The following is a 17,380-nucleotide window of genomic DNA, read 5'->3' as shown; positions in this document are numbered from 1 at the left end:
ACGGATTTTTTGGGGTCGTTGGTCAAAAGGGCGGGCATTTTAACAGGCTGGCAAGATTCTGCTGCTCTGGATCGACGGTGTGACGTACCACTCGATCTAAATTTGCCGGTTTTGCTACTTTGCCGCAGGATGTCGGGGCTTCTTGTGGTTGAAGCACTGACAAATGATTACAGCTGGCGTGTTTGATAACTCTTATCATTGGTGATTATCAGGCCGCACGTCATAATGCCCGCCGCCAATGAAATTTTGCAGAGTCTAGGGAGCTAGCTTGTCTACGCCTGTCGAACCCTTGCGTTTGCTGCTTCTGGCCGATACGCCTGAGTGGGCGGCGTTGTTGCGCGAGTGCCTGGCGCCGATGGGCGATGGGGCTGTGCTGATCAGCGCGCCAAATTGGGATTCCGTGAGTCGTCTGTTCGATGACGACCAGAGCGCGGTGCTGTTGACCACACCGGCCCTGCAACCTGCCCCCGGCCGTTGCAGCTTGCCCTGTGTGCTGCTGCTGGAGCAGGAACCGCTGGTTTCGCCCCTTGGCGTCAGCGATTGGCTGGTGCGTGATGCAATAGCTGTCGACACGCTACGCCGCTGCCTGCGCCATGTGCGCGAGCGCGGTGTACTGGAGACGACCCTGCAACGCCTGGCCGAGCAGGATCCGCTCACCGGCATCGCCAACCGCCAGGGCTTCCAGACTTTGCTGGCTGCGCGGCTGGCCGAGAATGACGGTCGCGGCCTGGCCCTCGGCCATCTGGACCTGGACAATTTTCGCCATGCCAACGATGCCCTCGGCCACCAGGCCGGCGATCGCCTGATTCTGCAGGTAGTGTCGCGGCTCAAGAGCCAGCTCGAAATCGGCGACCAGCTCGCCCGCCTGGGCAGCGACGAATTCGCCCTGCTGATCGACACCCGCCGTGCGCCGCAGCGTGCTGAATGGATGGCCGAACGCATCATCGAAGCCATGGCCGAACCCTACTGGGTGGATGGCGAAAGCCTGCTGATCGGCTGCAGCCTGGGCGTGGCCCATGCCCGCGCTCGCGCCGGCGCCGACCCGCTGATGTGGCACGCCCATATCGCTATGCAGCAAGCTAAAAGCACCCAGGGTTGCACCTTTCATATCTTCAACGAACGCATCAATCGCAACGCCCGCAGTCTGGCCGATCTGGAGAGCGAACTGCGTCGTGCCCTGCGGCGCGATGAGCTGGAGCTGCATTACCAGCCGCGCCTGGACCTGGATGACGGCCATATCGTCGGTCTCGAAGCCCTGGTGCGCTGGCGCCACGGCGAGCGCGGCCTGCTCCCGCCCAGCGAGTTCGTGCCCCTGGCCGAACAAAGCGGCTTGATCGTGCCGCTGGGCTATTGGGTGATCTCCCGTGCCCTGCGCGACATGCAGGATTTGCGCGAACGCGGCCTGCCGCCGCTGCACATGGCGGTCAACCTGTCGTTCCGTCAGTTTCAGGACAGCCAATTGCTCTCTACCCTCAGCCGCCTGATTGCTGAGCGTGGGGTGGAGGCGCAATGGTTGGAGTTCGAACTGACCGAAACCGCCGTGATGCGCCGCAGTGACTTGGTCAAACAAACCATGGATGCCCTTGGTCGCCTGGGCGTGCGGTTTTCCCTGGATGACTTTGGTACCGGTTTCTCATCGTTCGTGCACCTCAACAGCCTGCCGATTGCCCTACTGAAAATCGATAAGAGCTTCGTTGGCGGCATGGAGGAGCGCGAAGAGAACCGCAAATTGGTGCACGCCATGATCAACCTGGCTCACAACCTCAACCTGGAAGTGGTGGCCGAAGGCGTCGAAACCCCAGAGCAATTGGCGCTGTTGCGTTTGTTCGGTTGCGACCAGGCCCAGGGGTACTTGATTAGCAAGCCGTTGCCATTGCCTGAGCTGGTGGACTACCTGACTATCGGCGATGGCCGGCAAGCCATGCCGAGCGCGGCCAACTAGCGCGGCGAAGCGACGCAATAGGCTTCTAGTCCGTTTGCGCAGTCTGAAACGCTACTGGGGCCGCAGGTTCCTGGTGAATCATGCGTTTGATCTTCGCTTCAAACGCCCAGGTCAGGCTCACTGCCGCGCAGGCCAGCCCCAGTGCCAATCCCCACCATACACCGGTGGGGCCCCAACCCAGGGTGAACGCCATCAACCAGGCTGACGGCGCACCGATCAGCCAGTAGCAACCCAAACCGACCAGGAAGGTGGTTTTGGCGTCCTTGAGCCCACGAATGCAGCCCATGGCGATGGTTTGCACGCCATCGAACAGTTCGAACCAGGCCGCCACGGCCAACAGGCTGACGGCCAGGACGATGACGTCATGGAACGCCGGGTCGTTATGGTCGAGGAACAGTCCGATCAGCGGGTCGGAATACAGCCACAGCACGGCGGCAAACCCCAACATCACCAAGGCGCCGAAACCGATTCCGACGCGTCCTGCCAGACGGACCCGCAGCAACTGCCCGGCGCCGTAGTGCTGGCCGATGCGCATGGTCACTGCGTAGGACATCCCCGCCGGCACCATGAACGCCACCGAGACGATCTGCAGAGCGATCTGATGCGCAGCCAGTTGCGTGCTGCCCATGGTGCCCATGCACAGCGCCGCGAAGGCAAACAGCCCGACTTCCACCGCATAGGTGCCGCCAATCGGCAGCCCCAGCCGCCACAGTTCGCGCAGATAGTGGGTATTGAGGCGCAGCAGGCCGCTGCTCAGCGGGTAGGCGGCATACGCACGATTGCTGCGGATGTACCACATCAACGTCAGCGCCATGCCATTGGCGACGATCGCCGTGACCAGGCCAATGCCCATCAGGCCCAGTTTCGGCAGGCCGAACATACCTTCGATCAGTGCATGGTTGAGCAGGTAGTTGAGCACCGTGCCGCCGAGGCTGATCACCATCACCGGCGTGGCTTTACCTATGGCGCTGGTGAAGCCACGCAGGGCCATGAAGCTCAGGTAGCCAGGCAGGGCGAACGGCAGGATCGTCAGAAATTGCCCCGCCGACTGCACGTTGGTTTCGGTCTGGCCGAACAGCAGTAACACCGGTTTGAGGTTCCATAGCAGCAGGCCGGCCGCCAGGGCCATCAACCAAGCGAGCCAAAGCCCTGCCTGGGTCAGACGCGTGGCGCCTTCGATGTCGCCCGCGCCATGACGGATGGCCACCAGCGTACCCACGGCGGCGATCACGCCGATGCAGAAGATCGACACGAACGAATAGCTCGCAGCGCCCAGGCCACCGCCGGCCAAGGCTTCGGGACTCAGGCGCGCCATCATCAAAGTGTCGGTCAGCACCATGAGCATGTGGGCCAACTGCGAGGCGATCAGCGGCCCGGAAAGCCGCAGAATGGCCCAGAGTTCGGTACGTGCCGGATGCTGCATAATCATCACGCTCTGAAAGTCATAGAATTGGGGGAGGGTTGATTCTCGGCGCTCTCAGCCCATTGCACAAAGGGATAAATGCGATCGTTTGCATGATTAAAACTCATGCTCCTATCGAGTCTGGTAGGGTTCTCGTATTGAGTTGTCGGAGCTTTCCCAATGTCTCGTCGTCTTCCACCGCTTTATGCCCTGCGCGCCTTTGAGGCCGCTTCCCGGCACAACTCTTTCACTCGCGCCGCCGAAGAACTGTCCATCACCCAAAGTGCGGTGAGCCGGCATATCCGCACCCTCGAAGAGCATTTTGCCTGTCGCCTGTTCCAGCGCAGCGGTCGCCACCTGCAACTTACCGAGGCCGCACGGCTGCTGTTGCCCGGCGTGCGCGAGGGGTTCGCCGCGTTGGAGCGGGCCTGCCATACCCTCAATAGCGAGGACGACATCCTGCGCATGAAGGCCCCCTCCACCCTGACCATGCGTTGGCTGCTGGCGCGGCTCAGTCGTTTTCGGCATTTGCAGCCGGGCAATGAGGTGCAACTGACCAGCGCGTGGATGAGCGTTGACGAAGTGGACTTCAACCAAGAGCCGTTCGACTGTGCCGTCCTACTCAGCAATGGCCATTTCCCCACGGATTGGGAGGCGTGTCGCCTGTTCCCCGAGATGCTGATTCCCGTCGGCGCCCCCAACCTGCTCGACGACGGCCCCTGGGACGCGGCGCGACTGGCCACGGCCGAGCTGCTGCACCCGACGCCGGATCGACGCGATTGGCGCTACTGGCTGGAGCGCATGGGGCTGTCGTCCCAAGTGTCGCTCAAGGGGGGGCAAGTCTTCGATACCCTGGAACTAGGCATGATCGCGGCGGCGCGGGGGTACGGCGTGTCCATGGGCGACCTGCTGATGGTGGCCGAAGACGTGGCGCAGGGGAGGCTGAGCCTGCCATGGCCCAGCGCTGTGGCCAGTGGCGAGCACTATTATCTGGTCTGGCCGAAAACCCGTCCGGGTGGCGAGCGCCTGCGACGCCTGGCGGATTTCCTGCAAAGTGAAGTGCAAGCGATGGTGTTGCCTGCGGTGGAACGCTTCGATTGAAGCGCTTGTAGCGCTGGCGCGCAACCGTTTGCGTGATACCCCTGCGATTCGCTCAAGTATTGCGGTCACCCGCCGAAGTAGGTGTGTTGGAACCATCGTGCACCAACGTTTGCCCACTTAGATAATTTGCCGAGCAGCGCTATGAGATCAGGATGATCCTGGCCTCGGCCAGGAGCTCTCATGTCTCAACCTCGTGCCCGGATTGCCTCCCAACTCGGTATGGCCCTTGCCGTGATCCTGGCTGTCGCCATTGGCGGCAGTACTGTTTTTGCCCTGCGTTCCCTGGATGCCGCCAACCTTGACACCCGCGAGGAACATTTGGCCAGCGAGGCGCGGCTGCTCGCCGACCAGCTGAATACGTTCCATAGCACGCTGCGTGAAAGCACTCAGCGCCTGACGGGGCTGTTCGAGAAGCGCTTCAGCGCCGGCTTGAGCGTGCGCGCGGACCAGCCCATCGCGGTCGCCGGTGTGCAGACCCCGAGCCTGTACCTGGGCAGCGAGGTGCTGAACAACAACTTCACCGAAGTGGATGAGTTCAAGCAGATGTCCGGCGGCGTAGCCACGGTGTTCGTGCGCAGTGGCGACGACTTTATCCGGGTCAGCACCTCCCTGACCAAGCAGGACGGCAGTCGCGCCATTGGTACTGTGCTGGACCGCCAGAGCCCGGCGTATGCACGGGTGTTCAGCGGGCAGGCCTATATTGGTCGGGCGGTGTTGTTCGATCGCTCCTACATGACTCAGTACAGCCCTGTGCGTGACGCCAGCGGCAAAGTTATCGCGGTGCTGTTTATCGGTTTTGACTACACCGATGCGCAGAACGCCCAGTTCGAGAACCTCAAACGCTTCCGCATCGGCCAGACCGGTTCGCTGGCCTTGCTGGATGAACAGAAACATTGGCTGGTGTCGCCGACGGGTGTGCAGGCCCCGGAGCAAGCGGTGCCGGTGATGCTGGATCTGGCCAAGACCCCAGGCAAGGGGCGTTTCTGGAGCGATAAGAGCGAAGACTTCTACAGCGTATCGGTGCCGTTCGACGGCGGTCCGTGGGCAGTGGTCGCCAGCATGCCAAAGGCGGAAATTCGCGCGGTCACCTGGGCCGTCGGCCTGCGTCTGGTGATCGGCAGTGTGTTGGCAATGTTGCTGGCGGTGGGTGCGACGGTCTGGTTGTTGCGCAGCAAACTGGCGCCGTTGGGCGATTTGGTGCGTCAGGCCGAAGCCCTGGGCGCTGGGGATTTGAGTGCTCGCCTGAACGTCTCCAGCCATGACGAGATCGGCCAACTGGCGCGGGCCTTCAACCAGATGGGTGAAGCGCTGTCGACCATGGTGTCGCATATCCGCAAGGCGGCCGAAGAGGTCAACGGTCGTGCTCAGGCGCTGTCCGGGTTGTCCGGGGGCGCCTATGAGGGCATGGAGCAGCAGTCCGGCGAAATCACCAGCATGGCCGGCGCGGTGGAAGAGTTCAGCGCCACATCGCTGAACATCGCCGACAACATGGGCAACACCGAACGTCTGGCTCAAGAGAACGCCCAACAGACCCGGATCGGACGCAACTCGATGCAGGAAGCCTCGTCGTCCCTGGAGCATATCGCCACGGCACTGAACAGCACCGCAACGGTGATCAACACATTGGGTCAGCGTTCCCAGGAGATCGGCGGCATCGTCGGTGTGATCACCGCCATTGCCGAACAGACCAACCTGCTGGCGCTCAACGCCGCCATTGAGGCTGCGCGGGCCGGTGAGCAAGGCCGTGGTTTCGCTGTAGTGGCGGACGAAGTGCGCAACCTGGCTTCGCGTACACGTGAAGCCACCGATGAAATTTCCGGGATGATCCAAAGCATTCAGAAAGAAACCGGCAACGCCATCAGCACCATGGAGCAAGGCAAGGTGCTGATGCAGGAAGGCTTGTCGCGCAACGCCGACGTGGCGTCGGCCCTGGCGCGTATCGACGAACAAAGCCGCTCGGCCGGTCAGCAGTTCGCTGCGATTACCACGGCTACCCAGGAACAGAGCAGCACCGCGACTTTGCTCAGCAGCAACCTGCAGAGCATTGCGCTGGCCAACAGTGAACAGCGCGAAGTCGTCTCGAACCTGGCGATCACCGCCAAGGAGTTGGAGACGCTGGCGTCGGGCTTGCGGCATGAGGTGGATCGCTTCCGCTGAAGCGCTGTTGACCAGGGGGGAGGCTCACGTGATAGCCGCCGGGCGGTATTGCAGCGCCTCCTTCAGATGCTCGCGAGTGATCGTAGCCTCCTGCTCCAGATCGGCTAACGTGCGGGCCACCTTGAGTAAGCGGTGAGCCGCGCGCAAGGATAGTGTCAGCCGCTCGCAGGCACTCTCCAGCCAGCTCTCGTCGGCCTTCGCCAGCCTGCAATGCTCGCGCAACCCCGGCAGATCCAGAAACGCATTGGCACAGCCCTGGCGTTTTTCCTGCTGCTCCCGCGCGTTGGCAACCTGTGCGGCCGCTGTTGCTGTGTTATCCCCGGCTGCCAGTGCCGGGTTCAGCGCCGTGGTTTCCCGTGCAACCGTCAGGTGCAAGTCGATCCGGTCCAGCAACGGCCCGGACAGTTTGTTGCGATAGCGCTGGATCTGCTCCGGCGTGCAGCGACAGCGCCCGGTGGTGTCACCCAGATAACCGCAGGGGCAGGGGTTCATTGCGGCCACTAGTTGGAAACGCGCCGGGAACCTTACGCGGTCGCGCGCGCGGGAAATCACGATATGCCCTGACTCCAGCGGCTCGCGCAGTACCTCCAGCACCTTGCGATCGAATTCCGGTAATTCATCCAGAAACAGCACACCGTGATGGGCCAGGGTGATTTCCCCCGGCTGGGGTTTCGAGCCACCGCCCACCAAGGCCGGCCCGGACGCGGAGTGATGGGGCTGGCGAAACGGCCGATGGGGCCAATGGCTCAGAGGCGCCAGGCTGACCACCGACTGGATGGCCGCGACTTCCAGGGCTTCGTGTTCGGTCAAAGGCGGCAGCAGACCGGGCAGGCGGCTGGCGAGCAAGGTTTTGCCGGTGCCGGGCGGGCCGCTGAACAGCAGGTTATGCGCACCGGCCGCAGCAAGCAGCAAAGCACGCTTGGCCGCCAATTGGCCCTGCACTTCACTAAGGTCCGGATAGGGCTTGTTCAAATACAGCAAGCCATCGGACTTGTATGGCTCTATCGGCACCTGGCCGTTCAAGTGCGCCACCACTTGTAGCAAGTGATCCACTGCAATCACCTTCAAGCCCGATGCCAGGCAGGCTTCTTCGGCGTTCGCACGCGGCACTATCACCGTGCGTCCCGCCTTGCGCGCAGCCAGTGCCGCCGGCAGTACACCTTTCACCGCGCGTACCTCGCCGGACAGGGCCAGTTCGCCCAGGCACTCCACGTCATCGAGCATCAGTGCCGGCACTTGCACACTCGCCGCCAGGATGCCCAAGGCAATCGCCAGGTCAAAACGCCCGCCGTCCTTGGGCAGGTCAGCGGGCGCGAGATTGAGGGTGATGCGACGGGCAGGGTATTGCAGCGCGGAGTTGAGAATGGCGCTGCGCACGCGGTCTTTGCTTTCCTTGACTGCGGTTTCGGGCAGCCCCACCAGCGTCAGGGACGGCAGGCCGTTGGCCATATGCACTTCGACGGTGACGGCGGGCGCTTCGACGCCGATCTGGGCGCGGCTGTGGACGATGGCGAGGGACATGCTCGTTCCTTGAAAAGTGAGGGCCGCTTCCTGCGGTTTTTCAAGGGTAGACGAGGTGGGTAAGAGCGGGGCGGGGAGGTTTTACTGAACGTATCTTGGGTAGGGGGAGCGTGAGCCTGTTCGCGAAGATCTGCGCGAACAGGCTCGTCTCAACAGAGGTATGGGCTATTTCTGATCAGGCGTCAGCCGCGCTTCCAACTCCGCCACCTTCGCCTCCAGGCTCTCCAGCCGCGCACGCGTGCGGGCCAGCACGACCATCTGGCTGTCGAATTCTTCACGGCTGACCAGGTCGAGCTTGCTGAAACCGCTTTGCAGCAAGGCCTTGAACTGGCTTTCGATTTCATTGCGGGGCAACGGAGTTTCTCCGCTGAATAGGCGAGAGGCGTGGCCGCTCAGGGCGTCGAGGAAATCTTTGGGCGCGAGCATGGGAAATATTCCGGAAAAACTGTTGGCGGGCAGTGTATCACGCGCCGTCTATAGTCTTTTTCACGGCCTTGGGCGCACGCTTTTCGCGCAGAGGGGCGGCGGGCCACGCACCGTTTTCGTGCGCATTACGCTCACCAAAACGACCCGCAGGTGGGCATAAGTGGGCAAAGGATTGATTTCAGTGGTTTTTACGGAGCTGGCAAGGTTTCTGCTTAGACGATCATGACCCATGCACTGATGCAGTCGCTGTGACGAATGCAGTGCGCCGATGGATCAGGGGTACAGGTTTGTCACCAGTGGTTAGCTGGCGTCGCAACGGCATAGCCGAGGCGACGACGCGTTACAAAGCCAGGCACTGCGCTTAGACTTGAGACGGGTTTGTTTTCCTGGGGCAAGTCCACCAATTCGGGAGAGAGTTTTCATGAAGCTAGTCACTGCCATCATCAAGCCGTTCAAGTTGGACGATGTACGCGAGTCGTTGTCCGAGATCGGCGTGCAGGGCATTACCGTTACTGAGGTCAAAGGCTTCGGTCGGCAGAAGGGTCACACCGAGCTGTATCGCGGCGCGGAATACGTAGTGGATTTCCTGCCGAAGGTGAAGATTGATGTCGCCATTGACGACAAGGATCTTGACCGGGTTATCGAGGCGATAACCAAGGCCGCCAACACCGGCAAGATCGGTGACGGCAAGATCTTCGTGGTCAATCTGGAACAGGCTATTCGCATCCGTACCGGCGAAACCGATACCGACGCAATCTAAGCCGCCAAACCCCAACGCCCCAGGAGAAAACAATATGACTCTGCGTAAATTCGCAGGGCTCGGAGCCCTGTTGTCCATCGTAATGCCAAGCCTGGCCATGGCGGCAGACGAAGTGGCTGCTCCAGTCCTCAATTCCGGCGACACCGCGTGGATGCTGACATCCACTGCGCTGGTGCTGTTCATGACCATCCCTGGCCTGGCGCTGTTCTACGGCGGCATGGTTCGCTCCAAAAATATTCTGTCGGTGATGATGCAGTGCTTCGCCATCACGGGCCTGATCAGCATCCTGTGGGTTATCTACGGTTACAGCATCGCGTTCGATACCACTGGTATGGAACAGGGCGTGGTCAACTTCAATTCCTTCTTCGGCGGCATGGGCAAGGCGTTCCTGGCGGGTGTCACCCCGGCCAGCATCACCGGGCCGGCGGCGTTGTTCCCCGAAGCGGTGTTCATCACCTTCCAGATGACCTTCGCGATCATCACCCCGGCACTCATCGTCGGCGCCTTCGCCGAGCGCATGAAGTTCTCCGCCATGCTGATCTTCATGGCCATCTGGTTCACTCTGGTCTACGCACCGATCGCACACATGGTGTGGAGCGGCAACGGCGGCCTGTTGTGGGACTGGGGCGTGCTGGACTTCGCCGGCGGCACCGTGGTGCACATCAACGCCGGTGTCGCGGGCCTGGTGGCGTGCATCGTGCTCGGCAAGCGTAAAGGCTACCCGACCACGCCGATGGCGCCGCACAACCTGGGTTACACCCTGATCGGCGCGGCCATGCTGTGGATCGGCTGGTTTGGTTTCAACGCCGGTTCCGCGGCGGCCGCCAACGGCACCGCCGGCATGGCGATGCTGGTGACTCAGATCGCCACCGCTGCTGCCGCGCTTGGCTGGATGTTCGCCGAGTGGATTACCCACGGTAAGCCAAGCGCACTGGGCATCGCTTCGGGCGTGGTCGCAGGTCTGGTTGCCGTCACGCCAGCTGCCGGCACCGTAGGCCCGATGGGCGCCCTGGTGATTGGCTTGGTGGCCGGTGTGATCTGCTTCTTCTGCGCCACCAGCCTCAAGCGCAAGCTGGGCTATGACGACTCCCTGGACGCCTTCGGTGTGCACGGTATCGGCGGTATCGTCGGTGCGATCCTCACCGGTGTGTTCGCAGCCCCTGCGTTGGGCGGCTTCGGCACCGTGACGGACGTAGCGGCACAAGTATGGATCCAGTGCAAAGGTGTGGGCTTCACCGTGATCTACACGGCGATCCTCACCTACGTCATCCTCAAGGTGCTGGACATGGTCATGGGCCTGCGTGTCACCGAAGAGGAAGAGGCGGTTGGCCTCGATCTGGCGCAACACAACGAGCGCGGCTACAACTTGTAAGTACGCGAAAAAAAGATGCCCGGCTTGCCGGGCATTTTTTTGTCTGGCGTTTGTCAGTCATAGGGCGTGCGGCCATTTTTGTGCAGCGTTTGTGAAGGGACGCACACGGCATTTTTCAGCGTGCGAATGTCTTACAGGCATGTAGGCGTATTCGACACTTTGTTTTTTCCCAGAGCGCGCTAGAATGCGCGCCGATGGGCGGAGAACTGTATGTGGCAACAGACCCTGATTACCCTGCGGGCCAGGCCCCGGGGCTTTCACTTGGTGACCGACGAGTTGCTTGCCGGCTTGCCTGAATTGAAGGCATGTCGTGTAGGACTGTTGCACCTGTGGCTGCAGCACACTTCGGCCTCGTTGACTATCAACGAGAACGCCGACCCGGCGGTTCGCCGTGACTTCGAACGTTTTTTCAACTCGCTGGTACCACAAGGCCGTGCAGGGTTCGAACACAACGACGAAGGTCCGGACGATCTGCCGGCGCACTTCAAGGCCAGTCTCCTGGGGTGCCAGCTGAGTTTGCCGGTGAAGGCCGGCCGCTTGGCGATGGGGACATGGCAAGGTGTTTATCTGGGCGAGCACCGTGATCATGGCGGTGCTCGTAAAGTCCTCGCCACTTTGCACGGTGATGGGGCATAAGCCACTGGTTGGCCGGTGGACGTTGATTTTTTTCCAGCCGCCTCGACAGAGGATCAAGCTGGGCTATAACTAATCTGCTTTTCGCAAGTCATGAGGTAGAACATGAGCGACGATGATCTGGAAAACGACGAACTTGAAGTGGGTGACGACGACGAGGCTGATGATAGTCTCGACGCGGCAGCTGTTGACGACGACGTTACTGGCGAGGCCGATGACAGTGTCGGCGATGACGCAGCTCCTAAAGCCAAAGGCAAAGCCAAGGCCGCGGTTTCGGTCGATGAGTTGCCAAGCGTTGAAGCCAAGAACAAAGAGCGTGATGCCCTGGCCCGTGCGATGGAAGAGTTCCTCGCTAAAGGCGGCAAAGTGGTCGAAGTCGAGCCCAACGTGGTAGCCGATCCGCCCAAGAAGCCGGATAACAAGTACGGCAGCCGACCTATCTGAGGTCAGCCACCCGCTTGTAAGAAAAAGCCCGCCGTCGCTGCGGGCTTTTTCATGCCTGATGTTTTTGAGTCTTATGCGATTCAAATGTGGGAGGAGGTTTACCCCCGATAGCAGGGGATCAGTCCCTCAATTGCTGGCTGACCTATAGTAATCGGGGGCAAGTCCTCTCCCACCGCTGGATCTACGAGGTTATTGCCAGCTGCGGAGCAGTTCCGGCAACTCCGTCAGGCTGCGAATCTGCGCATCCGGGCGCTTATCCGCCTCCCAATCCTTGCCCGTCGGGTTGAACCACACTGCACGCAGCCCCGCCTGCTGTGCGCCGGCAATGTCGTCCCCTGGATGATCACCCACATGCACTGCCGCGTCGGCATTCACGCCGCCACGCTGCAAGGCTTCCTGAAACAACCGTGCATCCGGTTTGGCAATGCCGACATCCTCGGCCCGCAGGGCGAAGTGAAAGTAGTCCGCCAGGCCGACCCGCTGTACGTCAGCGTTACCGTTGGTGATAACCCCCAGCAGGTATTGGCGATGTAGCGCCTGCAGCATGGGTTCGGCCTCGGGGAAGACTGTCAGTTGATGGCGTGCATGGATGAACGCCTCAAAGCACACATCCGCCATTTCGGTGGCCTCGGGCTGTGGATAACCAGCCTCTTCGAATGCGTGCGTCAGTACCCGATGGCGCAACAGGCTGATGCGGTGCTTGAGTTCCGGGTGACGTTCCAGCACCTGTTGGCGCAATCTGGCGAAATGCTCCAGAGGCAGGTCGCCGACTTTGGACGCGTGGGTCGCCAGCCATTCGCGCATCGACGCTTCGGCGCTGATGATGACCGGTACGTTGTCCCAGAGCGTGTCGTCCAGGTCGAAAGTGATCAGCTTGATAGTCATGAGTCGCCGCCCTTGATGCGTTTGGCCCTTGGATGGGCGCTGTCGTACACCGTTGCCAGGTGTTGAAAATCCAGGTGGGTGTAGATCTGTGTGGTCTTGATATCGGAGTGCCCGAGCAGTTCCTGTACGGCGCGCAGGTCTTGGGACGATTCCAGCAGATGACTGGCAAAGGAGTGCCGCAGCATATGCGGGTGCAGGTTTTGCCCCAATTCGCGCTCGCCCGCGGCCTTGACCCGGACCTGAATCGCCCGTGGCCCGAGGCGACGGCCCTTCTGGCTGATGAAGACGGCATCGTCCGCCGGGTTGGCCAAAGCCCGCAGCGCCAACCAATGCTGCAACGCTTCGCGGGCCTTGCTGCCCACGGGCAGTACGCGGGTCTTGCTGCCTTTACCGAGCACTTGCACCAAGCCGTCCGCCAGATCCAGTTGGTCGAGATTCAAGCTGGTCAGCTCCGACAAGCGCAGGCCTGAGGAATAGAACAGCTCAAGGATTGCCTGGTCGCGGTGGGCGAGGAAGTCATCCTCTACCGCGCCTTCCAGCAATTGCAGGGCGCGATCGGTATCCAAGGTCTTGGGCAGGCGCCGTTCGCCCTTGGGTGGTGACAGGCCATTGGCCGGGTCGTGGTCGCACAGGCCTTCGCGATTGAGGTAGTGATAAAGCCCGCGCACCGCCGACAGTAGACGAGACAGGCTGCGCGAGGATTGCCCCTGCTGATGCAGGCGTGCGATCAAACTGCGCAGGCTTTGGATATCCAGCGCCTTCCAGCTGCCGATCTGCTGCTTTTCGCAGTAGGTCAGAACCTTGTTCAAGTCCCGCCGGTAGGCTTCCAGCGTGTGGGGCGACACCTGGCGCTCGTTGCGCAGGTGCGCGCAGTAAGCGTCCAGTTGCCGTTCCATAACTAGCGCACCGCGCGCAGGGAAGTGGTGAAGCGCGGCAGGACGCGGCCGAGCACTTCGGCGATATAGGTCAGGAACAGCGTGCCCACCGAGCTTTTGTAGTGCGCAGGGTCGCGGCTGCCAATAGCCAATACGCCATGCAAGCCTTGATGGCTGAGGGCGACCACGGCGGTGGAGCCGATCTGTTTTCGCTGTTCGGCGCCGAACAGGAAGTCCAGTTCATGTTCGCGCAAGGTGCCGCTGACGGTCTTGCCTTCGCACAGCAGCCCGCCGATAGCGGTTTGAGCTTCGCTGCCACTGACCCAGCGGCCCACCGGCATCGGGTTGTCGCTGAACAGAATGAGGCTGACAAAAGGCACCTGGAAGTCCTGGCGCAGGCTGTCTTCCACGGCCATCACCGTTTCTTCCAGGCTGGTGGCGTCCAGCAGGGTCAGTATCAGGCGGCGGGTTTTGTCGAACAGGCGATCGTTGTCGCGGGCCACGTCCATCAGGTGCGAGAGCCGATGGCGCATTTCGATATTGCGCTCGCGCAGGATCTTCATTTGTCGTTCCACCAACGACACGGTATCGCCGCGCTGGTGGGGGATGCGCAAGGCCGGCAGCAGTTCGTCATGTTCGACGAAGAAATCCGGATGAGCCTCAAGGTACGCCGCGACGGCAGCGGCCTCCAGAGTTTCGCTCGGGGATGCTTGTGCGGGTACTTGAGGCTTATCGGTCATTGGATTGGCTCACTCATAGACGGACCTGTCCTTCGTATACGCGCGTGGCCGGCCCGGTCATCATCACCGGGTGGCCCGGGCCCGCCCATTCGATGGACAAGCGCCCACCGGGCAGGTCGATCAGCAGCGGCGAATCCATCCACCCCTGGGTGATCGCGGCGACGGCAGCGGCGCAGGCGCCGGTACCGCAGGCCTGGGTTTCGCCGGCGCCCCGTTCCCACACGCGCAATTGCGCGCGGTGACGGTCGATCACCTGCAAAAAGCCCACATTGACCCGCGCCGGAAAGCGCGGGTGGTTTTCGATTTTCGGCCCCAGTTCATGCACCGGGGCGTTATTGATATCGGTGACGCGCAGCACGGCGTGGGGGTTGCCCATGGACACGGCCGCCAGGTCGACCACTTTGCCGTCGACCTCTACGGCATAACTGGTCGCCTGCTCGCTGGCCTGGAACGGAATATCCGCCGGCACCAGACGTGGCGCGCCCATGTTGACGCTGATCTGGCCGTCGTTGCGGATATCCAGCTCGATCACGCCGCTCTTGGTCTCGACGCGAATCTGGCGTTTGGCGGTCAGGCGTTTGTCCAGCACGAAGCGCGCAAAGCAGCGCGCACCATTGCCGCACTGTTCCACTTCGGAACCGTCGGAGTTGAAGATCCGGTAACGGAAATCCACCTCCGGGTTAGTGGGCGCTTCAACGATCAGTAATTGGTCGAAGCCGACGCCGGTATGCCGGTCGCCCCACTGTTTGGCGTGCTTGGGCAGGATATGCGCGTGCTGGCTGACCAGGTCGAGAACCATGAAATCATTGCCCAGCCCGTGCATCTTGGTAAAACGCAGCAGCATGGCTTACTCCGGCAGCAGGCTTTCGCCAGCATACAACTCGGCTACCGTCTCGCGGCGACGCACTTCAAACGCTTGATCACCGTCCACCAGCACCTCGGCGGTACGGCCGCGGGTGTTGTAGTTGGAACTCATGACAAACCCGTAGGCACCGGCCGAATGCACGGCCAGCAGATCGCCTTCTTCCAGGGCGAGCTGACGATCCTTGGCCAGGAAGTCACCGGTCTCGCAGATCGGGCCGACGATGTCATAGGCGCGCGCTTCACTGTTGCGAGGCGTTACGGCGGTGACATTCATCCAGGCCTGGTACAGCGCCGGGCGGATCAGATCGTTCATCGCCGCGTCGACGATGGCGAAATCCTTATGCTCGGTGTGCTTGAGGTACTCGACCTGGGTCAGCAGTACGCCCGCGTTAGCGACGATATAGCGGCCCGGTTCGAACATCAGCGCCAGATCGCGGCCCTCGATGCGCTCGCGCACGGCCTGGATGTAATCGGCAATCAGCGGCGGCTCTTCATCGCGATAACGCACGCCGACGCCACCGCCCAGATCGATGTGGCGCAGGTAAATGCCACAGTCGCCCAGGCGGTCGATCAGTGCCAGCAGGCGGTCGAGCGCATCCAGGAACGGTGGCAGCGTGGTCAATTGCGAGCCGATATGGCAATCGACACCCAGCACTTCCAGGTTCGGCAGTTGGGCGGCGCGGATGTACACGTCCTCGGCGTCGGCAATCGCGATGCCGAACTTGTTCTCTTTGAGACCGGTGGAAATATACGGGTGGGTGCCAGCATCGACATCCGGGTTGACGCGCAGGGAGATCGGCGCACGAACACCCATCTCGGCGGCCACGACCTGGAGGCGCTCCAGCTCTTCGCTGGACTCGACGTTAAAGCAATGCACGCCGACTTCCAGGGCGCGGCGCATATCTTCGCGGCTCTTGCCGACGCCGGAGAACACGATTTTGTCGGCCTGGCCGCCGGCGGCCAAAACACGTTCCAGCTCGCCACGGGACACAATGTCGAAACCGGCGCCCAGGCGCGCCAGGACATTGAGCACACCCAGGTTCGAGTTGGCCTTGACCGCGTAGCACACCAGGTGCGGCACGCCATTCAACGAATCGGTAAACGAGCGGTATTGCGCTTCGATGTGCGCACGGGAGTACACGTACGTCGGGGTGCCAAAGCGTTCGGCAATCGCGGACAGCGCCACGCCTTCCGCGAACAGCTCGCCGTCCCGGTAGTTAAAAGCGTCCATGGGGTTCCCTTATTCGAAGGTGTCGTGCTTATGCGCTTTTGCTGGCTTTTGCGACGATTGCGCCTGTTCGTTCGGGTCTTTGCTGTCATCGGGCAGGTACAGTGGGCCTTTTTGACCACAGGCACTAACGAGGCAAGCGACCGCGACGAGCGCAGCAAGGGAAGAGATCAGGCGCTTCATGGCGAAATCCTTGAATATGCATTAATTGCGCCCGAGTATACCCACCACCCGCCAGCTTGCCTATGCGCTGGAATACCCGTCCGGCGGGGGTTTGCCGTCTTAAGCGCGAAGCAGACTACGCTGGCTTGGGATATTTCATACCGAGATCGGTAATGAAATCGGTATCCTTTGCAATCGGCGAAGCTCGCCCGTATCGTGCGGCGCTTGAGCAAAACCAGACACTTTCGAGGTTGCCACAATGAGTTTGACCGAAGCCCGTTTTCACGACTTGGTGGATGCGACCCAGCAGGCGCTGGAGGATATTTTTGATGACAGCGGCCTGGACGTGGACTTGGAAAACTCGGCAGGCGTGCTGACGGTCAAGTTCGAGAACGGCACCCAGTTGATCTTCAGTCGCCAGGAGCCGCTGCGTCAGCTATGGCTGGCAGCACGTTCGGGTGGTTTTCACTTTGATTACAACGAAGAAGACAGCAATTGGCAGTGCGATACCAGCGATGAGCTGTTGAGTGAAATGCTCGCGCGCCTCACCCTGGAACAAGCCGGCGTCGAGCTGGAATTCGACGAGATCTGACCGTGACCCAGCCTGCACCCGTACGCCCGCCCAAGCCGCTGTTCAGCAATGTCAGCCCGGCGGTGCCGTCACCTTGTATCAGTTTGTGTCGTCTGGATGAGCACAAAGTCTGCCTTGGCTGCTTCCGGCATGTCGAAGACATTCGCGAATGGCGCTCCGCCGACGATGATCGGCGTCGGGTGATCCGCGCCGAAGCCGAGCAGCGCAGGGCCCGCGCCTGAGGCCGTCTTGTTTATTTGTGACGCTGTGTTAGTGTCCGGCTACGCCTCAACTCAT

At 61.4% G+C, this 17,380-nt stretch carries 18 protein-coding genes and 1 pseudogene; 10 read left to right on the top strand and 9 right to left on the bottom strand.

Annotation, left to right across the window (positions count from 1 at the left end; all coding sequences use genetic code 11):
* Positions 1-268: 268 nt before the first annotated feature.
* Positions 269-1,942 (top strand): putative bifunctional diguanylate cyclase/phosphodiesterase, encoded by a 1,674-nt coding sequence (locus tag HRH33_RS26305; protein ID WP_167416970.1) that lies wholly within the window; start codon positions 269-271, stop codon positions 1,940-1,942.
* A 25-nt stretch (positions 1,943-1,967) separates the two neighbouring features.
* Here the strand turns inward: HRH33_RS26305 and HRH33_RS26300 are convergent, their stop codons facing one another.
* Positions 1,968-3,371, bottom strand: coding sequence for a NorM family multidrug efflux MATE transporter (locus HRH33_RS26300; RefSeq protein ID WP_167417043.1), 1,404 nt, complete (start codon positions 3,369-3,371; stop codon positions 1,968-1,970).
* Positions 3,372-3,524: 153 nt separating this feature from the next.
* Here HRH33_RS26300 and HRH33_RS26295 point away from each other — a divergent pair, with 153 nt between their 5' ends.
* The 3 genes and pseudogenes from HRH33_RS26295 (at position 3,525) to HRH33_RS26835 (ending at position 6,602) form a co-directional block, all read left to right on the top strand.
* Positions 3,525-4,445, top strand: coding sequence for a LysR substrate-binding domain-containing protein (locus HRH33_RS26295; RefSeq protein WP_034101456.1), 921 nt, complete (start codon positions 3,525-3,527; stop codon positions 4,443-4,445).
* 180 nt (positions 4,446-4,625) lie between these two features.
* A pseudogene (locus HRH33_RS26840) lies at positions 4,626-5,699 on the top strand (Cache 3/Cache 2 fusion domain-containing protein); the annotation flags it as partial.
* A gap of 42 nt (positions 5,700-5,741) precedes the next feature.
* A complete protein-coding gene (locus tag HRH33_RS26835) occupies positions 5,742-6,602 on the top strand; it encodes a methyl-accepting chemotaxis protein (RefSeq protein WP_371263985.1) in 861 nt (286 codons plus the stop codon).
* A gap of 24 nt (positions 6,603-6,626) precedes the next feature.
* Here HRH33_RS26835 and HRH33_RS26285 read toward each other — a convergent pair whose 3' ends face one another.
* A complete protein-coding gene (locus tag HRH33_RS26285) occupies positions 6,627-8,123 on the bottom strand; it encodes a YifB family Mg chelatase-like AAA ATPase (protein WP_094064378.1) in 1,497 nt (498 codons plus the stop codon).
* Positions 8,124-8,288: 165 nt separating this feature from the next.
* Positions 8,289-8,549: an accessory factor UbiK family protein gene (locus tag HRH33_RS26280; RefSeq protein WP_034101453.1), complete on the bottom strand. Its 261-nt coding sequence runs from the start codon at positions 8,547-8,549 to the stop codon at positions 8,289-8,291.
* Between the two features lie 421 nt (positions 8,550-8,970).
* On the opposite strand from HRH33_RS26280, the gene glnK reads away from it, so the two are divergent.
* From glnK to sutA, 4 genes are all read left to right on the top strand, one after another.
* Complete coding sequence (glnK, locus tag HRH33_RS26275) at positions 8,971-9,309, top strand: P-II family nitrogen regulator (RefSeq protein ID WP_002555808.1); 339 nt, start codon at positions 8,971-8,973, stop codon at positions 9,307-9,309.
* Between the two features lie 34 nt (positions 9,310-9,343).
* Positions 9,344-10,681 carry an ammonium transporter gene (locus HRH33_RS26270; RefSeq protein WP_167416984.1) on the top strand — a complete coding sequence of 446 codons (1,338 nt, stop codon included), beginning with the start codon at positions 9,344-9,346 and terminating at the stop codon, positions 10,679-10,681.
* A gap of 210 nt (positions 10,682-10,891) precedes the next feature.
* The gene (locus HRH33_RS26265) at positions 10,892-11,317 is read left to right on the top strand and encodes a secondary thiamine-phosphate synthase enzyme YjbQ (RefSeq protein ID WP_034101451.1); all 426 of its coding nucleotides are present in this window, start codon (positions 10,892-10,894) and stop codon (positions 11,315-11,317) included.
* 102 nt (positions 11,318-11,419) lie between these two features.
* Positions 11,420-11,758: a transcriptional regulator SutA gene (sutA, locus tag HRH33_RS26260; protein WP_034101450.1), complete on the top strand. Its 339-nt coding sequence runs from the start codon at positions 11,420-11,422 to the stop codon at positions 11,756-11,758.
* A 189-nt stretch (positions 11,759-11,947) separates the two neighbouring features.
* Here sutA and HRH33_RS26255 read toward each other — a convergent pair whose 3' ends face one another.
* Genes HRH33_RS26255 through lptM form a run of 6 tightly spaced genes read right to left on the bottom strand, consistent with a single transcriptional unit; the run spans position 11,948 to position 16,533 of the window.
* Positions 11,948-12,643: an HAD family hydrolase gene (locus tag HRH33_RS26255; RefSeq protein WP_167416985.1), complete on the bottom strand. Its 696-nt coding sequence runs from the start codon at positions 12,641-12,643 to the stop codon at positions 11,948-11,950.
* Positions 12,640-13,539: a tyrosine recombinase XerC gene (gene xerC, locus HRH33_RS26250; RefSeq protein ID WP_094064376.1), complete on the bottom strand. Its 900-nt coding sequence runs from the start codon at positions 13,537-13,539 to the stop codon at positions 12,640-12,642. The genes HRH33_RS26255 and xerC overlap by 4 nt, the downstream gene beginning before the upstream one ends.
* A 2-nt stretch (positions 13,540-13,541) precedes the next feature.
* The gene (locus tag HRH33_RS26245) at positions 13,542-14,258 is read right to left on the bottom strand and encodes a DUF484 family protein (protein ID WP_034101447.1); all 717 of its coding nucleotides are present in this window, start codon (positions 14,256-14,258) and stop codon (positions 13,542-13,544) included.
* A gap of 13 nt (positions 14,259-14,271) precedes the next feature.
* Positions 14,272-15,102, bottom strand: a complete 831-nt coding sequence (dapF, locus tag HRH33_RS26240) for a diaminopimelate epimerase (protein ID WP_034101446.1) — start codon at positions 15,100-15,102, stop codon at positions 14,272-14,274.
* Positions 15,103-15,105: 3 nt separating this feature from the next.
* Positions 15,106-16,353 carry a diaminopimelate decarboxylase gene (gene lysA / locus HRH33_RS26235; RefSeq protein ID WP_034101445.1) on the bottom strand — a complete coding sequence of 416 codons (1,248 nt, stop codon included), beginning with the start codon at positions 16,351-16,353 and terminating at the stop codon, positions 15,106-15,108.
* 9 nt (positions 16,354-16,362) lie between these two features.
* Positions 16,363-16,533, bottom strand: coding sequence for an LPS translocon maturation chaperone LptM (gene lptM, locus HRH33_RS26230; protein WP_034101444.1), 171 nt, complete (start codon positions 16,531-16,533; stop codon positions 16,363-16,365).
* 238 nt (positions 16,534-16,771) lie between these two features.
* Here lptM and cyaY point away from each other — a divergent pair, with 238 nt between their 5' ends.
* Positions 16,772-17,104, top strand: coding sequence for an iron donor protein CyaY (gene cyaY, locus HRH33_RS26225; RefSeq protein ID WP_034139780.1), 333 nt, complete (start codon positions 16,772-16,774; stop codon positions 17,102-17,104).
* A 2-nt stretch (positions 17,105-17,106) separates the two neighbouring features.
* Positions 17,107-17,325 (top strand): DUF1289 domain-containing protein, encoded by a 219-nt coding sequence (locus tag HRH33_RS26220; RefSeq protein WP_034101442.1) that lies wholly within the window; start codon positions 17,107-17,109, stop codon positions 17,323-17,325.
* The last annotated feature ends 55 nt before the right edge of the window (positions 17,326-17,380 follow it).

Source organism: Pseudomonas rhodesiae (assembly GCF_013285305.1).
Lineage (GTDB): Bacteria > Pseudomonadota > Gammaproteobacteria > Pseudomonadales > Pseudomonadaceae > Aquipseudomonas > Aquipseudomonas rhodesiae.
This window is presented reverse-complemented; position numbering and strand designations above follow the sequence as displayed.